The 18,485-nt window shown below is 69.5% G+C and carries 11 protein-coding genes and 2 pseudogenes; 4 read left to right on the forward strand and 9 right to left on the reverse strand.

Annotated features, from left to right (window positions below):
• Positions 1-23 precede the first annotated feature (23 nt).
• The 6 genes and pseudogenes from ACZ7IF_RS17940 to ACZ7IF_RS17965 all read right to left on the reverse strand — a co-directional run bounded on the left by ACZ7IF_RS17940 (position 24) and on the right by ACZ7IF_RS17965 (position 8,059).
• Complete coding sequence (locus ACZ7IF_RS17940; RefSeq protein WP_470972161.1) at positions 24-2,906, reverse strand: AfsR/SARP family transcriptional regulator; 2,883 nt, start codon at positions 2,904-2,906, stop codon at positions 24-26.
• 505 nt (positions 2,907-3,411) lie between these two features.
• Complete coding sequence (locus tag ACZ7IF_RS17945; protein ID WP_470972117.1) at positions 3,412-3,921, reverse strand: hypothetical protein; 510 nt, start codon at positions 3,919-3,921, stop codon at positions 3,412-3,414.
• Positions 3,922-4,137: 216 nt separating this feature from the next.
• Positions 4,138-4,725, reverse strand: a complete 588-nt coding sequence (locus tag ACZ7IF_RS17950) for an SUKH-4 family immunity protein (RefSeq protein ID WP_470972119.1) — start codon at positions 4,723-4,725, stop codon at positions 4,138-4,140.
• Positions 4,718-5,752 (reverse strand): hypothetical protein, encoded by a 1,035-nt coding sequence (locus ACZ7IF_RS17955; protein WP_470972122.1) that lies wholly within the window; start codon positions 5,750-5,752, stop codon positions 4,718-4,720. Before ACZ7IF_RS17955 ends, ACZ7IF_RS17950 begins: the two co-directional genes overlap by 8 nt.
• On the reverse strand, positions 5,752-6,348 hold the full coding sequence (locus ACZ7IF_RS17960; RefSeq protein WP_470972124.1) for an AAA family ATPase: 597 nt from the start codon (positions 6,346-6,348) through the stop codon (positions 5,752-5,754). Before ACZ7IF_RS17960 ends, ACZ7IF_RS17955 begins: the two co-directional genes overlap by 1 nt.
• A 173-nt stretch (positions 6,349-6,521) precedes the next feature.
• Positions 6,522-8,059, reverse strand: a pseudogene (locus ACZ7IF_RS17965) (transposase).
• A 1,744-nt stretch (positions 8,060-9,803) separates the two neighbouring features.
• Here ACZ7IF_RS17965 and ACZ7IF_RS17970 point away from each other — a divergent pair.
• Positions 9,804-10,043, forward strand: a complete 240-nt coding sequence (locus tag ACZ7IF_RS17970) for a hypothetical protein (protein WP_470972126.1) — start codon at positions 9,804-9,806, stop codon at positions 10,041-10,043.
• 709 nt (positions 10,044-10,752) lie between these two features.
• Complete coding sequence (locus ACZ7IF_RS17975; protein ID WP_470972128.1) at positions 10,753-11,889, forward strand: S8 family peptidase; 1,137 nt, start codon at positions 10,753-10,755, stop codon at positions 11,887-11,889.
• A 240-nt stretch (positions 11,890-12,129) separates the two neighbouring features.
• On the opposite strand, the pseudogene ACZ7IF_RS17980 reads toward ACZ7IF_RS17975, so the two are convergent.
• Positions 12,130-14,796: pseudogene (locus ACZ7IF_RS17980) on the reverse strand (helicase associated domain-containing protein).
• Between the two features lie 315 nt (positions 14,797-15,111).
• On the opposite strand from ACZ7IF_RS17980, the gene ACZ7IF_RS17985 reads away from it, so the two are divergent.
• Entirely contained in the window at positions 15,112-15,495 is a 384-nt protein-coding gene (locus tag ACZ7IF_RS17985) for a hypothetical protein (RefSeq protein ID WP_470972130.1), read from the forward strand.
• Between the two features lie 61 nt (positions 15,496-15,556).
• Here the strand turns inward: ACZ7IF_RS17985 and ACZ7IF_RS17990 are convergent, their stop codons facing one another.
• Both ACZ7IF_RS17990 and ACZ7IF_RS17995 read right to left on the reverse strand, forming a co-directional pair.
• Entirely contained in the window at positions 15,557-16,066 is a 510-nt protein-coding gene (locus ACZ7IF_RS17990) for a hypothetical protein (protein ID WP_470972132.1), read from the reverse strand.
• A complete protein-coding gene (locus ACZ7IF_RS17995; protein ID WP_470972134.1) occupies positions 16,063-17,067 on the reverse strand; it encodes a helicase associated domain-containing protein in 1,005 nt (334 codons plus the stop codon). The genes ACZ7IF_RS17990 and ACZ7IF_RS17995 overlap by 4 nt, the downstream gene beginning before the upstream one ends.
• 880 nt (positions 17,068-17,947) lie before the next feature.
• Here ACZ7IF_RS17995 and ACZ7IF_RS18000 point away from each other — a divergent pair.
• Positions 17,948-18,193, forward strand: a complete 246-nt coding sequence (locus ACZ7IF_RS18000; RefSeq protein WP_470972136.1) for a hypothetical protein — start codon at positions 17,948-17,950, stop codon at positions 18,191-18,193.
• Positions 18,194-18,485 lie beyond the last annotated feature (292 nt).

Raw genomic sequence — 18,485 nt, forward strand, 5'->3', positions numbered from 1 at the left:
GGCCCCGTTCGTCTGCTCGCCGATCAGGCCGCGAGCCGGCGGAGTTCCGGGAGGACGGGGGCATCCGTGCCCTCCAGGGCACGCAGGGCGCTGTGCCAGTGCCTCTGGGCTCCCAGTTCATCGCCCGCATCGCGGAGGACGTGTCCGTACTCGTGCTCGGCCAGGCCGGTCGCGTACACGTCGCTGCGGTTCCGAGTGAGCTCCAGGAGCAGCTCGCAGGTGCGCCGCGCCGCCTCCAGGCGGCCGAGCAGGCGCAGCGCCCGGGCTTCGCCCCGGCGCATCTCCCTCTCCGCGTTCCAGTGGGACCCGCCCGCGGCGGTGACGGCCAGGCCTTCGGCGAAGCGCGTCAGCGCGGCTTCGGGCTCGCCCAACACCAGGTGGGCGTGGCCGATGTTGCACAGCGCCACCAGCCGGAGCGCCTGTGCGCCGATCCGCGTCGCGATGTCCAGGCTCTGGAGGTGGTACGAGATCGCGAGGCGGGTGTCAGTGAGTTCGGCCACGTATCCCTGGTTCCCCAGGAGGAGCGCCTGATGGAAGGCGGACGTCGGCTCGGGGCGGAGTGATAGGCATTGGGCCAGGGCCGTCTGGGCCTCGTCGCACCGTCCCATGGCTCTCAGTACGGCCGCTCGGTTGCCGAGCGTGATCATGCGCGTGACGGCGTCCTGGCCCGCTGGCATCGCGCTGGACTTCTCCAGCAGGCGCAGCGCCTCGTTCATGAAGCCGTCGGAGTACTGGGCGACTGCCAGGAAGCGGAGGGCCTCGGATTCCGCCTCCAAATCGCCGCCTTCCCGGGCCAGGCGGATCGAGTGGTGCGTCAGACGCTTCCTCGCCTGTGTGAGTCCGCGGTCGTGGAAGTAGGGGTAGAGCATCTGGATGAGTTCGATGGCTTGCCGGCGGCCCAGTCTGCCGCCGTCCGTCTGTCCAGCCAGGAAGATCAGGTTCTCCGCCTCCTGATCCGCCCACGTGAGGGCTTCCGTCGCGTCGTGGAAGGACGAGCCGTCCGCAGGGGACGGGTCCGCGTCCGCCCACGGAGTACGGGCCCAGAAATTGTCAGGGCGTAGGACTCGGGCGCACGCCGCTGCCTGGCGCAGGTACCAACGCAGCGCACCCTCGTCCAGCCCGGCGTGGTGGGAACGCGCGGGGTGGGAGCGTGCCTGCTCCCGGGCGAATTCCCGTACGAGGTCGTGAGGCACGTACCGGCCGGCACACGACTCGTCCAGCAGCGCGACCTCGGCCAGCCGCTCGAGCGCCAGATCAGCGCGGAGTTCGGACACGTCCATGAGCCGTGCCGTCAAGCCGACGGAATACTCGGGCAGGTCGAGGGAACCGAGACGTGTGAGCGCGTACGCCGCGTCGCGGTCGGTCTGCTCGGGCGACGAGGTGAGGGCCTCGTGGGCTGCGGCCAGCGAGCGGCGGACGCTCAGATCGTCGAGTTCGAGGTGGTCGAGCCGGGCTTCCTGTGCAGCGAGTCGTTCGGACAGCGCTTCCAGGGTGAGATTTTCGCGGGTCGCCAGGCGGGCGGCCGTGATCCGCAGTGCGAGCGGCAGTCCCCCGCACAGGGCGACGAGTCTGTCCACCAGGGCGGAGTCATCCGCCGTCAGCGGGCGGCCCGACGCCCTGCGCAGAAGGAGGCCGCTCGTCGCCGGTGTCAGAGGTGCCAGTCGGATGTGCCTGCCCGAATCCAGCGTTGCGAGCGGAGACCGACTCGTGACCAGCACGCCACAGCCTGGTCCGGCCGGCAGCGAGGGCCTGATCTGGCTGACCGAGGAGACATCGTCGAGCACGAGGAGAACGCGCTTGTCCGCCAGGGTGGATCTCAGCAGCGCCGATGCCGCGGCGCTGCTCGTCGGGATCAGCCGCGGGTCCACGCCCATGCCCTGCAGAAGCAGCGCGACCGCCTCGCTGGACTCCACCGGCGCGACTCCGGGAGTGGCCGCGTGGAGGTTGAGGAAGAGCTGTCCGTCAGGGAAGGCGTCTTGAAGTTCCCGGGCTACGTACAGGGCCAGGCCGGTCTTTCCCACGCCCGCCATCCCGCTGATCACGGCCATGGCCGGGTGGGTGCGGGCCGCGAGCAGCACGGAGCGGATCGCTTCGATGTCCTGGGTACGGCCCACGAAATGCAGAGGTGGTGGGGGGAGTTGCGCCGGCTGGCTAGGCGGAGCGGCGATGGTGACCGCTTCCTCTGGGGCGTCCGGGTGGCACTTCCCCGCCAGGATGAGCCGATGTGCCTGCTGGACCGCGGGGCCGGGTTCCACGCCCAGTTCGTCCACCAGCATGGTCCGCAGGCTCTGGTACCGGGCCAGTGCTTCCGCTTGCCGGTCCGTGCGGTCGAGGACGAGCATCAGCTGCCGGTGGAACGATTCGCGCAGCGGGTGCTCCGCGACCAGGAGGGCGAGCTCGGCGGACAGGCCATCAAGTCGACCGAGCTTGAGCAGGGCCTCGAACCGGCACTCCAGGATCTGGAGCCTCTGCTCCTCCAGATAGACGATCCCGGGGTGCTCCGGCGCCGTCGACGTGTCGGCCAGGGGCGTGCCCCTCCAGAGACCCAGCCCTGCCTTGGTTTCCCGCTCGGCTTCATCCCACTTCTCCAGACGCAGGGCTTCCCGGGCACGGTCGCCGTGTCGCAGGAAGGAGTCGGCGTCGACTTCCCCCTCCGCTACCTGGAGCTGGAATCCCCGGCCTACCGTGCGGAGTCTGGCCGCACCGTCCGGGCCCAGGTCCTTGCGGAGGCGCGCGACATGGTTGTGTAGGGAGGCGGTCGCAGAGGCCGGCTGACCATCACCCCACAAGGCGGTCATAACGGTTCCGAACGCGACTACGCGATTCGCGTCGAGGAGAAGGGCAGCGAGTACGGCCCGGGACTTCGGCCGCGCGACGGGGCGAAGCCGGCCCACGTCGTCTAGCACCGTCAACGGCCCTAATATGCCAAATCTCATCAGCCACCCCCCGAAGTCTGATCGATCGGACATTCTCGTTCAGTGACAGATATTGATCAACTCCACACCGCCCTACGGTCCTGAATTACCTGGTCGGCGAGTCCGGGGCGCACTTTGAGACGGTGGGCCCGCTGCGGGGCGGACGACGAGTAGGGCGACGTCCTCGGCGGAGTACAGGGAGGGCATCACCCCGGAGGAAGCAGAGGGGCCTCAGTGCCAGGAGCGTCAGGCCTCAGGCCGAGGAGGGCTGTCGGTCGTCGGCATGCCGAGGGCGGTACGAGCGTTGTACTGCCCGACCTACGGCGGCATCCCGGCCCTCCGGGGATGTCTCCGCCGGCCTGACCCCGGCCGCGGCGCTCCAGGTGACCGGTGCCCTGAACACCCCGCCGGCGCGTGCACCCGCGCCGTCCCGGCCGCGATGCCGAGGGCTCGGGTACGGGGGGAAGGGCATCGACGCCGGTTGAGGGGTGATGCTTCACTCCCTGGCCGGATCGCTTCGTGCCGTCCGGGGGTGCTCGTATGCCGTGTCGGGCATGGGGATTCCCTGGCGCCACAGCTCGCTGAGCCTGGTGTTCAGCAGCCGCTCCGCCGCGAGGTCGGCTGGAGGGGGCAGGCGGAGGGCTTCCGACAGGGCGAACCGGTGGAGGTCCACGGCAGCCCGGACGCTCTCGCCGTAGGCGACGGCGACGTGCACCGCGCCGATGTAGGCGACGCGGGCGACCACCAACGGGATCAATGCCAGTAGGAGCCACCAGCGCGAGGTGACCGGAAGGCCCGCGGTCACCAGGGCCGTGGCGGCCATGGTCACCGCGAGGCGGGCGGCGGCGTCCATACTGTCCCGCCGGTCGTCGACGATTCGCCTGGTGTCCGTGGGGAGGAGCGGGTACAGGCGCGGCCAGGCGACGACCGCGTCGAGGCCGTACGGTTCGCCTGCACTGATCTCGATGGCCGCCAGTACGTTGCCGAGAGCTGTGGGCTGCAGCACGGCCGCGGGCGGAAACAGGCGCCGAAGTGATGATCTGTGGGTTTTTGTCAGTGGGTGTTCGGCATTGATGTGTCAGTGTCTTGCTCTGGGGTTGTCCCTGGTCAGGGGTTTATGGCTTGGGTTTTGGCACTGACAGTGTGTGCCGATTTCGTGCTGACATTTTTGACGTAGTGCCTGGTCACTTGGGTGCACATCGGGATCACGTCCAGGTGAGGGCTACGTGTCTTCTGGAGTGAGTGCGCCGAGCTCGACTTCTTCGAATACTCGTGACCACCAGGAGTCCTCGTCGAGGAAGGCTTCGGGGTCGGTTTCCCGGGCTTGGTCGATGACGTCTTGCGCCCAGTCGTCGTAGTCGTCGTTGGCGTCGCTCTTGCCGGAGTACACGGAGGCTTCCCAGATCCGTAGCATGTCCGCGAAGCGTTCGACCGATGAGTTGACCAGGCCGTATTGCTGGTCCGTCTGGTCGTCGTAGCCCCTGACCATCCAGATTGCGCTGCTGTCGGTCAGTAGCCAGTATGAGTTGACGCCGTCCTCGAAGGAGCCGAGAAACACTGCCCGGCCCGCGGGAAGTTCACGAATGGCCAGTTCTCGGCTCCGGTCGCGTACGAACATTCGATTGCAGTTGGTTGGCAGCCCCTGCTCGGCGAGGAGCCGGGCGGCCTCGCCGTGTACGCCACAGGCAGCAAGACGGTGTTCGTCGTACGGAGTCCAGGTCCCGTGGCCCATATTGCCGCACCCCGCCCTTTCCTTCACGTCCTGCGGTGTGCTGATCCTTTCAGACCGGTCTTCCAAGCCATCAGACACCCCTGGATTGGGGTAGGCGGGTGTGGATGGCGTTGGCGTGTTCGGTGAGGGTGGCGGCGTTGCGGGTGGTGATTAAGGGGTGGAGGGGGCTGTCGGGTGGGCGGCCGGTGTCGTGATGGTGGTGGTGGGCTGCGCTGATGAGGGCGTGGGCCCATGGGGGCAGGGCGTGGACGCGGCAGTGGCGATGGGCTTGGAGGTCATGAACCTTCACGTGGGTGCCGTGCGGATGGACGTCGATGCCGCGGATGAGCGCCAGGCGGGTGGGGCCGGCTGCGGTGAGGAGGGCGGTGGTGAGCGCTGCGGTGTTGAGGGGGTGGGCGAGGGTCTGGAGGCGGTCGGCGAGTTCGCGGTGGTCGTCGTCCTGTGGGGTTGTGGGCGCGGCGGGGCAGGGGAGGGGTTCGACGCCTCCGCAGGGGCCGCGTCCGGTTCGGGAGACGGCGAAGCCGGGCAGCCGCGGTGGTGGATCGAGCCAGGGGACGGCTGCCCGCACAGACCGGGGGTTCGCGGGTGTCGGAGCCGCGCTGGTGCGTCCGGATGGGGCTGCGACGGTGTGGGTGATGTCGTGCTCGATGCCGGCCAAGAGTTGCGGCAGGCCGCGGCTGGGCCGGGTGTGCCAGATCAGCGTGAGGCGGATGCCGGTGCGTTCTCGTAGGTGAAGGAGTTGTTGGAGGCGGTGTTCGGTGAGCCGGTGGGCGCGGGTGATGGTCAGGTCGGTGATGTGCAGGGCGGTGGTCCAGGCTCGGACTGCTGTCCAGGCGGGGGTGAGGGAGTCGGCCCAGGTGCCGTGGCCGGCTGGGGTGCCGAAGCAGGTTTTGCCGAGTGCGTGGAGGATGTCCTGGGCTGGGGCGGCGGGGGCTGTGGTGGCGGGTGTGGGGTCCACGGTGATCCGCCCGGCCGCGACCTGGTGTGAGGCCAGAGCCTGGGCGGTGACGGCTGGATCGTCGTCGGCGTCGATGAGGATGGTGACGGGCGGCGGCATGGGGGAGGCCGGGCCTGCGCGGGTGGGCGCGGTGCCGGGCGCCGGCATTACATGCCGCCGATTTTGCTGTAGACCCAGTGGATGAGGGGCTCGTCGACTTCGGTCAGGTTCTTCTTCCGCATGCCGGTCAGGACGTGGGCGGTGATGCAGGCCCAGTTGCGGAAGCTGCCGTGGGCGGCCTGTTTGTCGACGGCTTCGATCAGCGCTGGGGTGGCGGTGGTCCAGACGGGATGGAAGGCGGGGATGGTTTGGAGGACCTCGGCGCGTGAGAGGCGGGTGAACTCCTGCCACACGTGGATGCGGGAGGCGAGCATCGGCTCGCGCCGCAGGACTTTGTAGCAGCCGTCGCCGCCGGCGAAGATCACGGCGATGTCGGTGCGTTTGTCGTCCCACAGGTGCCGCCAGTACTCGAACGAGTTCTTCTTCATCCACTGCGCTTCGTCGCACACCAGGATCCGGAACTCTTCGGCGAGGGTGTCCTTGAGGAGGTTGTCGAACTCGATGGGCCGGATGGGAGGTTCTCCTGGGAGGCCGAGGGCGTTGAACAGTCCGTGGCGGATGTCGCGGGGTGTGGGGCCGGCGCGCAGTTCCAGGCGGTGGGTGCGGTCGGGTGCCAGGAGCCGTAGGGCGGAGTTGACGGACATGGTCTTGCTGGATCCGGCCGGCCCGTACACGCACATCATGGCCTTGGCCTCGATGACGGTCTCGATGTTGTCCCGGGTGGTCAGGAGGGCTTCGGTGCCGACGAGCTGTGCGTCGGGTAGGGCCAGGAAGTGGTCGGCGGTCTCGGGCGGGAGCAGTCCCTAGTCGAGGTCGATCATGGCGTCTGGTTCTCCTCGTGCGGTGTGCCGGGCGTGGGTGTCCTTGGGGCTGGTGGGATCGGGCGGGCCCAGGTGGCGGGTACCGGGGCGTGGGGGATGTAGTCGGGCCGGGCCAGTTCACGCAGTCCGCAGTGATCGGCGGCCCGCAGCTCCGCCTCGGCTTCGTCGGCGGTCAGAGCGCCCAGCTGTTTGGGGACCTTGGCGGTGGTGACGGCCTCGAACCGCTTGCGGCGTAGCTTTTCGGCGGCTTTGAGGTCGGCCCGCAGCTGCCTGGCCGCCGCGGTGCGGGCCGCGCGTACGGCTGTGAACTGTTCGAGGTCGGCGCCGCCTGCGAGGAACGCCGTTCCCAGGTGTCGTCCGGTGGCCGCGTCGAACACCTCGATCTCCTCGTCATGGTGCGGCAGCCGGCGTACCTTGATCGGGTCGCCGGCGTGACCGACCATCCAATCGGCGATGTAGTCACGCCGCCGGAACCGCACACCGCTGGTGGAGACCATCCGGATGCGGCCGTCGCCTTCGAGCCCGAACCCGATCAGCGCCTCCTTGGGCACATCGGTTACCGGCGTGGGTTCGCCTGCCATGCCTGCAGCGGAGTCCGGCCGCCCAGGGCGGGGGAGAGGTGGGAGGTGTTCCACCAGTGCACCCACTCCAGCAGCGCGGCGACGAACGCGTCGAACGCCATCGGCGGGGCGTCAGGGTCTGCGAGCCGGCTACCCGCCAGACGCTGACGGTGCCGGTAGCGGGGGAGAGTGACCAGGAACATCTCCTCGACCGCGTCGTTGAGCGCCTCGATACTGCCCTTCAGATGCGGCGTACCACCCGGCAGGTCCACCACCGGCACCGCGAACGCCCCGAGCGCCCGAGTCACCGCCTCACACAAGAACTCCTTCCCCCGGTCCACCCTCACCTGCCCAGGCAGCCCGCCGACGGGACCGAACACCGCCTCGTCACGGACCAGCACGACACGCAGCGCTGTGAGCACCCCGTCCCTGCTCGGTGCGTGCGCGGTAACGGACGCCCCGGTGATCACGTTGTGCGCGCAGTCGACGAACCACGTCACCCACGGGGTGACCAGTTCCCCCTCCAGGTCCACCTCGACGGCCAGGTGCTTGTGGTCGCCCTCCCACGCCGCGTTGCGGTACGACACCGGCCGCTTGCCGAACACGTCGTGGGCACGCCGCGCCGCCTCACCGGACCGAAGCCCAGCGCGCTCACCACGGCTCAGATCCCGCCGCAGCGCACGATGCAGCGTCGACAACGACGGCACCGGCCCGGCAGCCGGATCCTCCGCGGACCGTCGCTCCAACTCCGCGTGCAGTCGCGCGGCGTTCCCGCCGTAGAAGGCCAGCAGACGCCGGATCTCCGCCGTCACGGTGAACCGCGCCGACGCTTTCGCCCCAGCCCGGCCTTCACGTCGAGCGGTGGCCAGCCACCGCCACACCGTCCGCTCACTGCGCCCCAACGCCAGCGCCACCAACCGCACGTGTGCGGCCGTCAGTTCACCACGCCCGTCCAGTTCCAGCAGCCGCGGCACTGCCGCGGCCCGCCCCAAGGAGAGCGAGAACACTGCTTCCTGTGCTACGCGGACCGCTTCCGCTCTTTCATCACGCACGACACCGTCATCCCAGACCGAGGGCGGCATCAGTGCCTATACCCTGATACTGTCGATATCGGGACGTTCTTCCTGGGATAATCCCTTTCCTTGCGGAGCGCCGTCCGGTCACTAGAGCGGTGGTTTCCGAAGTCCGTCAGGCTTGGACCTTCCGTTGCCCTCTGGTCGGTACCGGTGATGTGGCTGCGTCGTCTCTCGGGCTCCGCCCGGTCGTGACCGCCAGGGTTTGGCCTTTCTCCCTGCCCTCGCGCAATCGTTTCCCCACACCGTTGGCGGTGTTGGGGGAGGTGCGGGTGATCGAGCGGTTCCGGTCGGGGTCGGGCGGCCTGCGGGTGACGCTGGCCTGGCCGGCCGGCCGGCCTGCGCGGCGCCGCCGCGGAGGGGGCGGCGGGTGGGGTGGTCCGGCACGGGGTGCCGTACGCAGGCTCGGCGCAGGGGTGCGCGTGCCGCCGCTACGACTGCGGGGGCCTGGTCCCGGTGGCCTGGTGCACAGAGCACGGGGACGCAGCCGGCCCGTTGATGGAATGGCACCCCGGCGGCGGGATCCGCTGCATCGAACTGGCCCAGGGGGCCTCGGAGCCGGTGCCTTCGGCGTGACGCAACAGCAGCCGGGGGCCGCCACCACCTGGTGGCGGCCCCCGCGCTGCGCCCGTGTTGGCACCCCGGCGGCGGCTAGGGCCGGGTGGCGGCGCGGGCCTTGACGATGAGGCGTTCGGCGGTGCGGGTGCTGATGCCGTAGTGGGTGGCCAGGGAACCAGCGGTGACGGCCGGCCCGTCGCCGGTCTGCGCGGCGGCGAGCGCGGCGGCGACCTCGGGGACTCGGGCGTCGGGGGGCGTGCGGCGTGGTGCGCGGCCCGTGGCACCGGGGGTGCGGCCTTTGTACTGCGCGGGCCGGACCGCGCGGGCCTCGGCAGTCTCGCGGGTCCACCACCACCGCCCGTGCAGCTCGGTGCCGGGGGGGGGGAGTCGTCCGGCGGTGACGTCGGAGTGGACGGTCGTGGTGGTGAGCCCGGTGATGGCGGCGACCTCGGAGTCGCCCGCCCGGCCGGTCCGGCCGGGCGGACTCTTGGCACAGGGGACGACGAGGGAGGCCCTGGGATGACCTTGTATCCGCCGGTGGAGCCGATGTTGGCGCAGGCCGCCGAGGTGATGCCGCCCGTGCGTCCGCTCGGTTCGGGGGTGGCGTACGAGCAGAAGTTATGAACAGAGCTGATGGTTGTCCGTTGTCCCGAGCAGCCCCGGCTTGCCAAGCTCCTGTGCCGCCGACTGCGGCCCCGTCGAGCCCCGGGTCCGCCGCTACTTCAAGCCATCCCCGGACGCGATCATCGAGCTCGGCAGACTCCTCGCGCAGGGGGGGGGGGACAGTCGCTGCTGAGACCCGGACGAATCCCGCTCAGCAGCGTGGACGTCAGGTTCGGGCGATGGTGTGCGGGCACTGGCCGGCGACGTCCAGTTCGCTCGAGGCGGGGGACCGGCTACCTGGTTGTCCTGAACTTGATTGATCCACTCCTAGAGACCTCTACGGGATGATCACAGTGGGGCGCTGCGCTGGCTCCCTGCACCCTCGTGTCGGCACGGTGCCAGACTTCGGACCGCAGCGGCCCACGGCGCCTCGCGACCCCGCCCCTACGAGTGTCCTGACTGCGCTGGTCTCGTTGCACCTGACATGAAGAAGATCATCACTATCGCCGCTGTCGCGCTTGCCGCGGCCGCCGTGTCCGTGCCCGCCCACGCCGACAGCGACTCCAACTTTGGCGGCGGCGTCAAGGCCGCCAACAACTGGAACTTCACGGCCGCCGCCGTCTGCCTTCAGGAAGTCGCCGTCGTCCCCGTCCTGGGCGACTGGGTCGGCGACCATGCCAACAACTGCTCCAACGGCAACGTCATCGACCACAGCGGCCGATAGCCGCTTCCCCCTTGCGGTACCGACCGCACCACGCGGAGCCCCGCCGCCGGACTGCCGGCAGCGGGGCGCGCGGGCTGCGCCCACTGAGGACGGGATGTTCTCCGTCCGACAGGCGACCGCCACGTTGGCGAACAGCCGGGTCGACGCGATCAGCCGCTGACCGTAAAACGTGTACCACCGGCCGGGCGGGTGAAAATGGATCTTGATGTCGAGGTCGGATCCTCTTGGCGGAGAATCCTTTCTTCGTATGGGAGGAAACGATCCGGCGCCAAGGGGCCCGCAGACGCATCCGTTTTCGCCCCTTTACACGCCTTACCGGCAGCCTGTTGGGTCTGCCACGTGACCACTCGCGACTGGCCCACGTCCAGGCACTGCGCCTGCGCAGTCCCCGCCGAAGCCCGTGAGTGGTTCAGAAGAGTCCGCCAAGCACGCGCTGACGGTGCCGGGCCTCAAGTCCCGCTCCGTCACCCCCTGCACACCCGCGGGCTCTGACCCTCTGTCCCAGTGCGCTGGCACCTGAGTGTGCCCGCGCGATCGTGCCCGGCCGGTCCGGCACGTCGCGCGCGGCTGCTGGGCCCTGCTCCTGTTCGTTTGACCTGACCCATGAGGAGTCGAAGTGCGTTCGACCTTGCGTTACAGCTCCGCCGCGCTCATCGTGGCCGCCGCTCTCGTCGCCGGGCCGCTCGTGTCCGCCTAGGCCCACACCGCCGTGCGGGCCGAGCCCGCGCCGCTGAACGCCAGCGCCAATGCGGTCGCCGGCCAGTACATCGTCACCCTCGACAAGGGCGTCGTCCCCGCCGACGTGGCCAAGCAGGCCCTCCCCGGTGTGACCACCCTGCACACCTTCAACACCGTCCTCAACGGCTTCGCGGCCAAGCTGACCCCGGCCCAGGTCGACAAGATCCGCAACACCCCCGGCGTGGCCGCCGTCACCCAGGACAGCGTCACCAGCGCCGACCCGGCCAAGGCGCCCGCAAAGACGCAGCCGGCAGCGACCACCAAGGCCGCGGTGGCGGCGACCTCGTGGGGCCTGGACCGCATCGACCAGAAGCAGCTGCCGCTGGACGGTCAGTTCAACGTCACCCAGAACACGTCCAACGTGACCGTGTACGTCGTGGACTCCGGTATCAACATCGGCCTGCCCGAGTTCGGCGGGCGTGCCACCCGCGGCTTCAACGCCGTCGTCGACGGCCAGCAGCAGGCCGACTGCTACGGCCAGGGCACCGCCGTCGCCTCCACGATCGGCGGCAGCACCTACGGCGTGGCCCGCCAGGCCAAGCTCGTCGCCGTCCGCGTCCTGGGCTGCAACGGCACGGGCACCGCCGCCGGCCTCATCGCCGGCATGGACTTCGTCGCGGCCCAGGCCCGACTCCAGAACAAGCCCGCCATCATGGACGTCTCCGTCGTCCTCGCCAAGAACGCCCTCGTCGACACCGCCGCCCAGGCCGCCTCCAACCTCAACGTCCTTCCCGTGGTCGCCGCCGGAAACCAGACCCTGAACGCCTGCGCCTACTCCCCCGCCGGCTCCCAGCTCGTTGCGACCGTCGCGGCCACCACCTCGTACGACGAAGAAGCCGCATTCTCGAACTACGGCGAGTGCCTGCACATCTACGCCCCCGGTGAAGGCATCACCTCCGCCTCCGCCGCCGGCGGCAGCGCCGTCCGCAGCAGCACCCAGATGGCCGCCGCCCACACCGCCGGTGTAGCCGCCCTCTACAAGGCCGCCAACCCCAACGCCGACTCCGGCGAGGTCGCCTCGTGGCTCCAGGAGGAGAGCACCAAGGACGTCCTCCACAACATCTCCAAGGGCGCCTTCAACTTCCTGCTGAACACCGCCGGCCTCTAACCACCCCGGGCGTCCTGCGCCCTGATCGAACCGGTTCGCCTCCTGGGGGCCGCCCGCCCGAGCGGGTGGCCCCCAGGTGCTGTCATCCGCCTTCCAGCTCTGGTGGGCCGACATCGGCCGGGTAGCGAACCAATAGGACGGGTTGGCAGCCTCCTCCGCCGGGCCCTGTGACCGATAGCCGACGGTTAGCGGGGGCTGACCTGCCGCCTACCGCAGCCACTCCACGCCCGCACCTGCCCACTACCGCGCCCAGTCGACGCCCAGCTTCGCGAGGGCAGAGAGTTGGTGGGTGGTGAGCTTGTCACGCCGGGTCTTGGTGTTGGAGACCCATACGCCGAGCTTCACGATCACCGGCTCTGCCTCGCCGTCGATCGTGATCTCCTCGCCGTGGGCGCGAGGCACCGGCCGGTGGGCGCCGTCCCGCTCTACCCACTGCGTGAGGGCCGCAAGGCCCCGCTGGAACGCCTGCTGTGCCTTGCTCGGCCCCCTTCGCCGCACGACCGTCCGCCGGGGCCGGAGGCGGCGCCTGGGTGGGCTCCACGCCCAGGGCGGTGAGCCGTGTCTGCTGGTCGGGCTGGAGCCGTGTCCAGGTGGCTGGTTGCTTCTGCTGCTGGAGCCACTTGCCGATGTCGTCGCCGTCCATGAGGACGCCAGGTGCGATGTCGGGCAGCTGGCCGTCGGCGTCGACCAGGTCGGCGAGGACGCGGTGGTGGCGTTGCCAGTCGAGTGGCCAGGGGCAGTTCCAGTCCTTGTCGATCGCGGCGAGCTGTGCGGCCCGGGTCGTCGCGGTGTCCTCGTCCTTCCCGAGTCCGTTCTTGGCGTCCTTGCGGCGGAGGTTGGCCATGTGCTGTCCGATGGGCAGCATCTCGTTGTCCTCGCCCCACATGGCGTCCTGTCGGGGCGCGAGGTGTCCGGTGGCTCGCCGGTAGGAGCGGAGCGCGGCGAGCTTGGCCTCCCACGCCTCTTCGCCGGGCTCCCACACCATCCCGGCCTCCGGCGCGTCCAACAGCGTCTTGCGCCGCTCCTCGAGTTCACCGGTGCGCAGTGCCTTGCGCTGCTGGTGGACCCACCGCCCGAGGGGGAAGTCCTTGGTGACGCCGACCTCGACGTCGTAGGGCACGGCGTAGACGCCGGTGACCTCGTTCTCCGCCCGCCACCGCAGCAGGGCCTGGTAGCCCTCCAGCCACACGAGGCTTTCCGGCCGGTAGACGCGGGTGCGCAGGAACGCGGCGATCGTGGCGGCGTCCCGTGGGCTGGAGAAGTGCAGCAGGGCCGACTCTGCGGCGGCATCGGGTCGTCCTGCTCCTGGTCGTCGCCCTCGCCGCCGGCCGCGACGATCCGTCCGTCCTCGTCGCGCCGAACGTGGACCCTGCGCTTGCCGCTGGTGAGGGCCCGGGAGGCGAGCTGCTCGACCAGGCGGTCGTCATGACTGCGGAGGCCTTGGAGGACCGCTACAAGCGGCTTGTAGCTGGCGGAGGCGACCATGTCCTTCAGGTCCTCCCCGGCTTCCAGGAACACGGGCACGATGATCCTGGCGATCTTCGTGCTGCCGTCGCGGTTGAGCCGGAGCGCCCGGCCGATGTTCTGGACGATTTCGACTTGTGAGCCGCGGGTGTCGGCGAAGCAGATCGCCTCGATCCCGCGCTCGCCGGTGATGTCGACGCCCTCCCCCAGGACGCGGACGGACGCGAGGAACGCCCGGTGTACGCGGTGTACGGTGGCGTCGATGCCGTTGGCGAACTGGTGGAGGACTTCGCGGCGCTCGGTGACGAGATGGTCTCCGCATAGCCACTCGGACCAGACACGGTCCGGGGGTACGTGGCGGCCGGTCTCGAGCTCGTAGAACTCGGCTTCGATGGACGACTTCGGCAAGCCTGCTGCTTTGGCGAGGTCGGCGTCGGTGGCGTCGGTGGCGTACAGAGCGGCGGCTGATTCGGGGAGCTTGTCGGCGAACGCGCGGGCTTCCTCGACGCGCTGGTGGAACGTCATGACGGTGCGCAGGTTGTACGCGGCGGAGTGTTCCAGGAGTGCGGTCTGCAGGAGCGCGAGGCGGCGTCCCCGCAGCGCTTCCTCGGAGAGTCCGAGGATGGGTGAGGGGTCGCGGATTTCCAGGACGTCGATTTCGAAGCCGGCGAGGATCTCGCGCTCGATGGCTTCGGAGAGTCCGAGCTCGGCAAGCCAGGCCCCGTACGTTCCGTCGGGGTCGTCTGTCATGCTCGCGATCTCGAGCTCCTGGCCGTCCGCGCTGCGCTGGGGCCGGGTGGCTGCGAGGACGCGCGGGGTCGCGGTGAGGTAGAGCCGGAAGTCGGCGGGGATGCGGGTGTTGTCGTGGATGGCGGCCCAGGGCCGTCCGAGGTCGCCGGCGGTGCCGTGGGCTTCGTCGATGACGGCGAGGTCGAAGCCGTCCATCTGCTGCCCGTACAGGCGCTCCCCGCCTACCAGGGCGGCCTCCAGTGGCCCGCGCACCTTCCGCTGGCCCTCGGGTGCGTCGAGGTCTTCGCGGTCTACCAGGGAGGCGTACGTGGCGAGCACGACGACCGGCCCGGAGGCGGCCCACAACGCCAGTTGAATGGGGTTGGTGGTGGTGCGCACTCCGAGCTCGTGCAGCACGGGGTCGTTCTCCAGCGAGCACACCGCGATCATCGGGGCTCGGTAACCTACGAGCCGCCATGCCTGGGCGGTCTGGGCGAGGAGGTCGAGGGTGGGGACGGTGACGAGGATCCGGCCGTCCGGGAAGCAGTCCAGCGCGCTCGCGGCGGCCGTGATGGTCTTGCCGGAGCCGGTCGCTGACACGATGGTGCCCCGAGCTCCTTGCGGGGGTACAGAGGTTCTTGCAGGGAATCCAACCCATTTCCGGAACGCCGACTTCTGGTCGACCTGATGTTCCTTGAGTTGAATCGTAGACATTTCTACGCCTTCCGATGGCTGATTTCCCGTATGTTTCCGCGCAACATCGGGCGGGCGCTTGCGACGTCCTTGATTCGAGGCAACTCGGGTTCCAGGTCTACGATGGCCCCCTACCGCAGCTTTCCGTGCGACCTCTCGGTTTGGTGACAGTGGTGTGAGAGACAGTGAGCGTGGGTGTGTCGTCGCTGGGCGGGGCCTGTTTCGGGGCATGTAGCCACTGTCATGGATGTGAGAGATCGGGGTCTTTCCACTGTCGTTGAGTGAGAGATGCGCAGCTCACGTGCTGCCGCGAAATCGAGAGATCGCACCCAGGGGTTGAGCGTCCCGAATGACCTGGACCTGTCCGACCGGCCCGCCGCCCTGGAACAGCTCGACGTCAGCGCGGCGGCCAACAGCTGGCTCGTGAACATCACCAAGGACTACATCGGCTCGGACCGGGAGATGGCCCTGCTGGTCTCCACCCGGGCCTGGCCCCTGCTCGCGGCCCGCATAGTCGGCGCGACCTTGCGTGCCCTGACCGCCCCGCCCGGCGCCCCGGTTCCCGACGGCCCCCCGCGTCTCCGCGACCGCGGCCCGCTCCCGCGCTCCACCACCACCCCCACGGGCGCGGCCCCGGGTCAGGCCGCGCCTGCGGAGCCTGCCGTGCCCGCCCACCGGCAGCAGGGGGCCCCTGCCAGGACCTCGGGACGGGGCCGATGACGGCGGAGCACCGGGCAGGGCCGCAGCGGTGCGGCTCAGGGCTGGCGAGGGGCCTGTCGTGTCAGGGGCTCAGCACTCCGGTGGGACCCGTCAGCGAACCGGAGGCGCTTGACAGTGCACCGCTACTGCCGAGGTTCAGTGAGCTGAGGGAAGGCGCGTTCTTCTGGATGTCTGCGATGTCGAGGCCCTTGGTGAGGTCGGAGACGCTGCCGAGGGTGAGGGTGCTGGGGCCCTTCGGCTGGGGGCTCCCCACGGGGTTGTTGTTTTCGAGGAACTTGTTGGCGACGCTGAGGACAGTCTTGTCGAGGTTCGTGGCGTCGGCTCCCTGCGCGGGAAGCCCGTAGTTCTCAGGGTGCTCCGTGACCACGCCCCTGACCTTCGTGTAGAGCTGCTCCTCAGTGGGAATCTGGGAAATCATCGACCCGGTGTCAGGAAGGCTGTCGACCCGGACGACCTTTCCCCCGAGGTCCTGGAGCGCGTCGATACCTCCGTCCAGGACGTCGGCATGGGCGGGGGCGGTGACGGACATGGCGGCGGCGGCAAGCACGGCACCGCTGATGATCTTCTTCATAGCCAAAGAAACGACAGGCCGGTGGTCAGGAAACGGCCGCGGCCCGCTGACAGCCCGCCCCCGGCGTCGGATCTCGGGATCTCACACAGCCGACCCCGCCCAGTCGACCCCGAGTTCGGCCAGCGCCCGCAGTTGCCCGGCGTCCAGCCGATCGCGGCGCTGGCGCTGGTTGGCGAGCCACACCCCGGTGCGGTGGACCGCCCCGGGCAGGTGCTCGACATGCTGGCGGCCGGGCAGACCGCCGCCCTCCCGCTCCACGTACTGCGCCAAGGCCTGGATGCCGGTCTGGAAGGCGCTGAGCCGCGCCCGGACCCTGTGGCCGTGCTGGTCTTCGCGGGCGTCTTGCGGGCCCGTACGACCCGCGCCGGGGTGACCCCGAGCGCGGTGAGCCGGGCCTGCTGCTCGGCGTTCAGCCGGGCCCAGTCCCGTCGTTGGACGGCGAGCCACCGGCCGATGTCTTCGCCGTGCCGGGTCACCCCGGCGGTGACGGCGGTCAGGCGGGCGCCTTCGTCCAGGAGCTGGGTGAGGTAGGCGTAGTGTCGCTGCCAGTCCACCGTCCACCCGCGTTCGGCCAGGTTCCAGTCCTCGTCGATCGCGGCCAGGGCCGCCGCCCGCCGCCTGGCGCGCACCGGGTCCTTCCCGAGCCCGCCGGGCCGGCGGACGTTGGTGAGCCACTGCCCGACCTGGACGTCGAGGATCGCCGCGCCCCGCGGGGCCGCCAGGGTGCCGTGGAGCCGGTGCCAGGCCCGTGCGGCGGCGAGGCTGGTCTCGAAAGCGGCGTCGGCGGTGTCCCACACGATCCCCAGCTGCTCCAGCTCGGCGGCCCGCTCCCCGCTCATCCGCCCGGCGCGGAACGCGCGGCGCTGGTCGGAGAGCCACCGGCCCAGCGGGTACGGGCCCTCGGCGTGCTCGTAGGGCACCTGGAGGTCCCCCTCGCGCTCCCGGTACCGGAACGCGGCCTCCGCGCCCCGACGCCAGTCCTGCCGCTTGGTGTTGAACACCTGGTAGCTGATCCACTTCGCGATCAGCGCCGGGTCCCGGGGGGCCGCGAACCGGAGCAGCAGCCGGTTCTCCTCCTCGCCCTCCTCGGGCGCCTTCCCGACCAGCGGTGCGATGCGCCGCTTCCATGTCAGTGGGTGGTGTCAGTGACGTTGCGTCAGGTACTGCCGTTTGTGCTGGTGGAGGCGGTATTCGGATTCGGCTCACTGTCATGGGACGGTGCTTTGGTGCGATCTCTCGGTTTGGTGACAGCGGTGTGAGAGACAGTGGGCTCTGGTGTGTTGACGCTGGGCGGGGCTATTTCGGGGTGTGTGGTTGCTGTCATGGATGCGAGAGATCGGGGTCTATCCACTGTCGTTGAGTGAGAGACGCCCAGGTCGCGTACTGACGTGAAAGCGAGAGATCGCACCTCGCATGGAGGTGGCAACGCCGGCTTGCTTGGTTCGAAGGAAGGTCAGGGGCAGGTCGATGCCCTCGATCGTGCGGAACTTTAGAGGCGCCGACTACAGGACGGTGAATCTGTCACTTGCCTTCACCGGTCGGCGTCACCTCGGTTTCACTGAACCTCACCTGTAAAACTCACAAGGGGTATGAGGAACAGTCAGGTGCGGTTGCGTAGGTTGGTTGAGTACTGCGCATTTCGCTGGTCGTCGACAGCCGCGCCGTCGAGTACACGGAGCGTAGGGTAGGTGGGGTTCCAGATTAAATCCGGCTCTTAGTTTGAAGCATCGTAGGTGCTGGAGCATGGGGCTTTGCGTAAGGTTCTGGTCGGCTGGGCTGTGGGCCTACCCCGGGAGTCCGGCTCGCACCGGGTGGCTGGATCATGGCTGGATTCCTGCGCTTGGGTGGTGTGGGCTCGGTTTGGGGTTGGGGTGGGGAAAGGTGCTGGACGGGATCGAGTTGTGGCTGCGCAAGATTGTGGGGCCATTGTTTGGGGGCGTGTTCCTGTGTGGGCTGGGGCTCGTTCGTGAGCACTGGTGGCTCCCCTTTCGGCTTTTGGCTGTTGCTGCGGGCATGGCTGCGTTCTGGGAATGCCTGAGGGAGACCTGGAAACTGGTGCGCAGCCGGGAATCGACCAAGGCGCAGCTGGACAGGCTGGAGACCGAAGCCCTGAGAGACAAGACATAGCCCCGTTCTCGCTGCCGGCTGCCCGCGGAGCGGGCTGGTCCTGGAGGCGGAGCCGGAAGGGTCCGGGCGGGGGAGCGGAGCGGACCAGCCCAACGGTCCGTAGGACCGGACCCCGTGAAACGGGGTCACCCGGGCCCGCGGAGCGGGCCGTTCGGGTGGAGCGCAGCGGAACCCGAACCCGTCCGGAGCGAAGCGAAGGACTCCGGCCCAAAGGGCCGGCCCGGGGGGGGGGGAGGGGGGCCCCCCCAAACGGAGAGAAGGGGGGCTTTGTTGCAGCAAGGCGCGGTGTTGG

It is taken from the genome of Streptomyces sp. NPDC037421 (assembly GCF_055602105.1).

Excerpts from the sequence above, each read along its gene's own strand:
- ACZ7IF_RS17960 (WP_470972124.1), bottom strand. The coding sequence starts at position 6,348 with ATGTCCGTCAACTCCGCCCTACGGCTCCTGGCACCCGACCGCACCCAC.
- ACZ7IF_RS17970 (WP_470972126.1), top strand. The coding sequence starts at position 9,804 with ATGAAGAAGATCATCACTATCGCCGCTGTCGCGCTTGCCGCGGCCGCC.
- ACZ7IF_RS17955 (WP_470972122.1), bottom strand. The coding sequence starts at position 5,752 with ATGCCGGCGCCCGGCACCGCGCCCACCCGCGCAGGCCCGGCCTCCCCC.
- ACZ7IF_RS17990 (WP_470972132.1), bottom strand. The coding sequence starts at position 16,066 with ATGAAGAAGATCATCAGCGGTGCCGTGCTTGCCGCCGCCGCCATGTCC.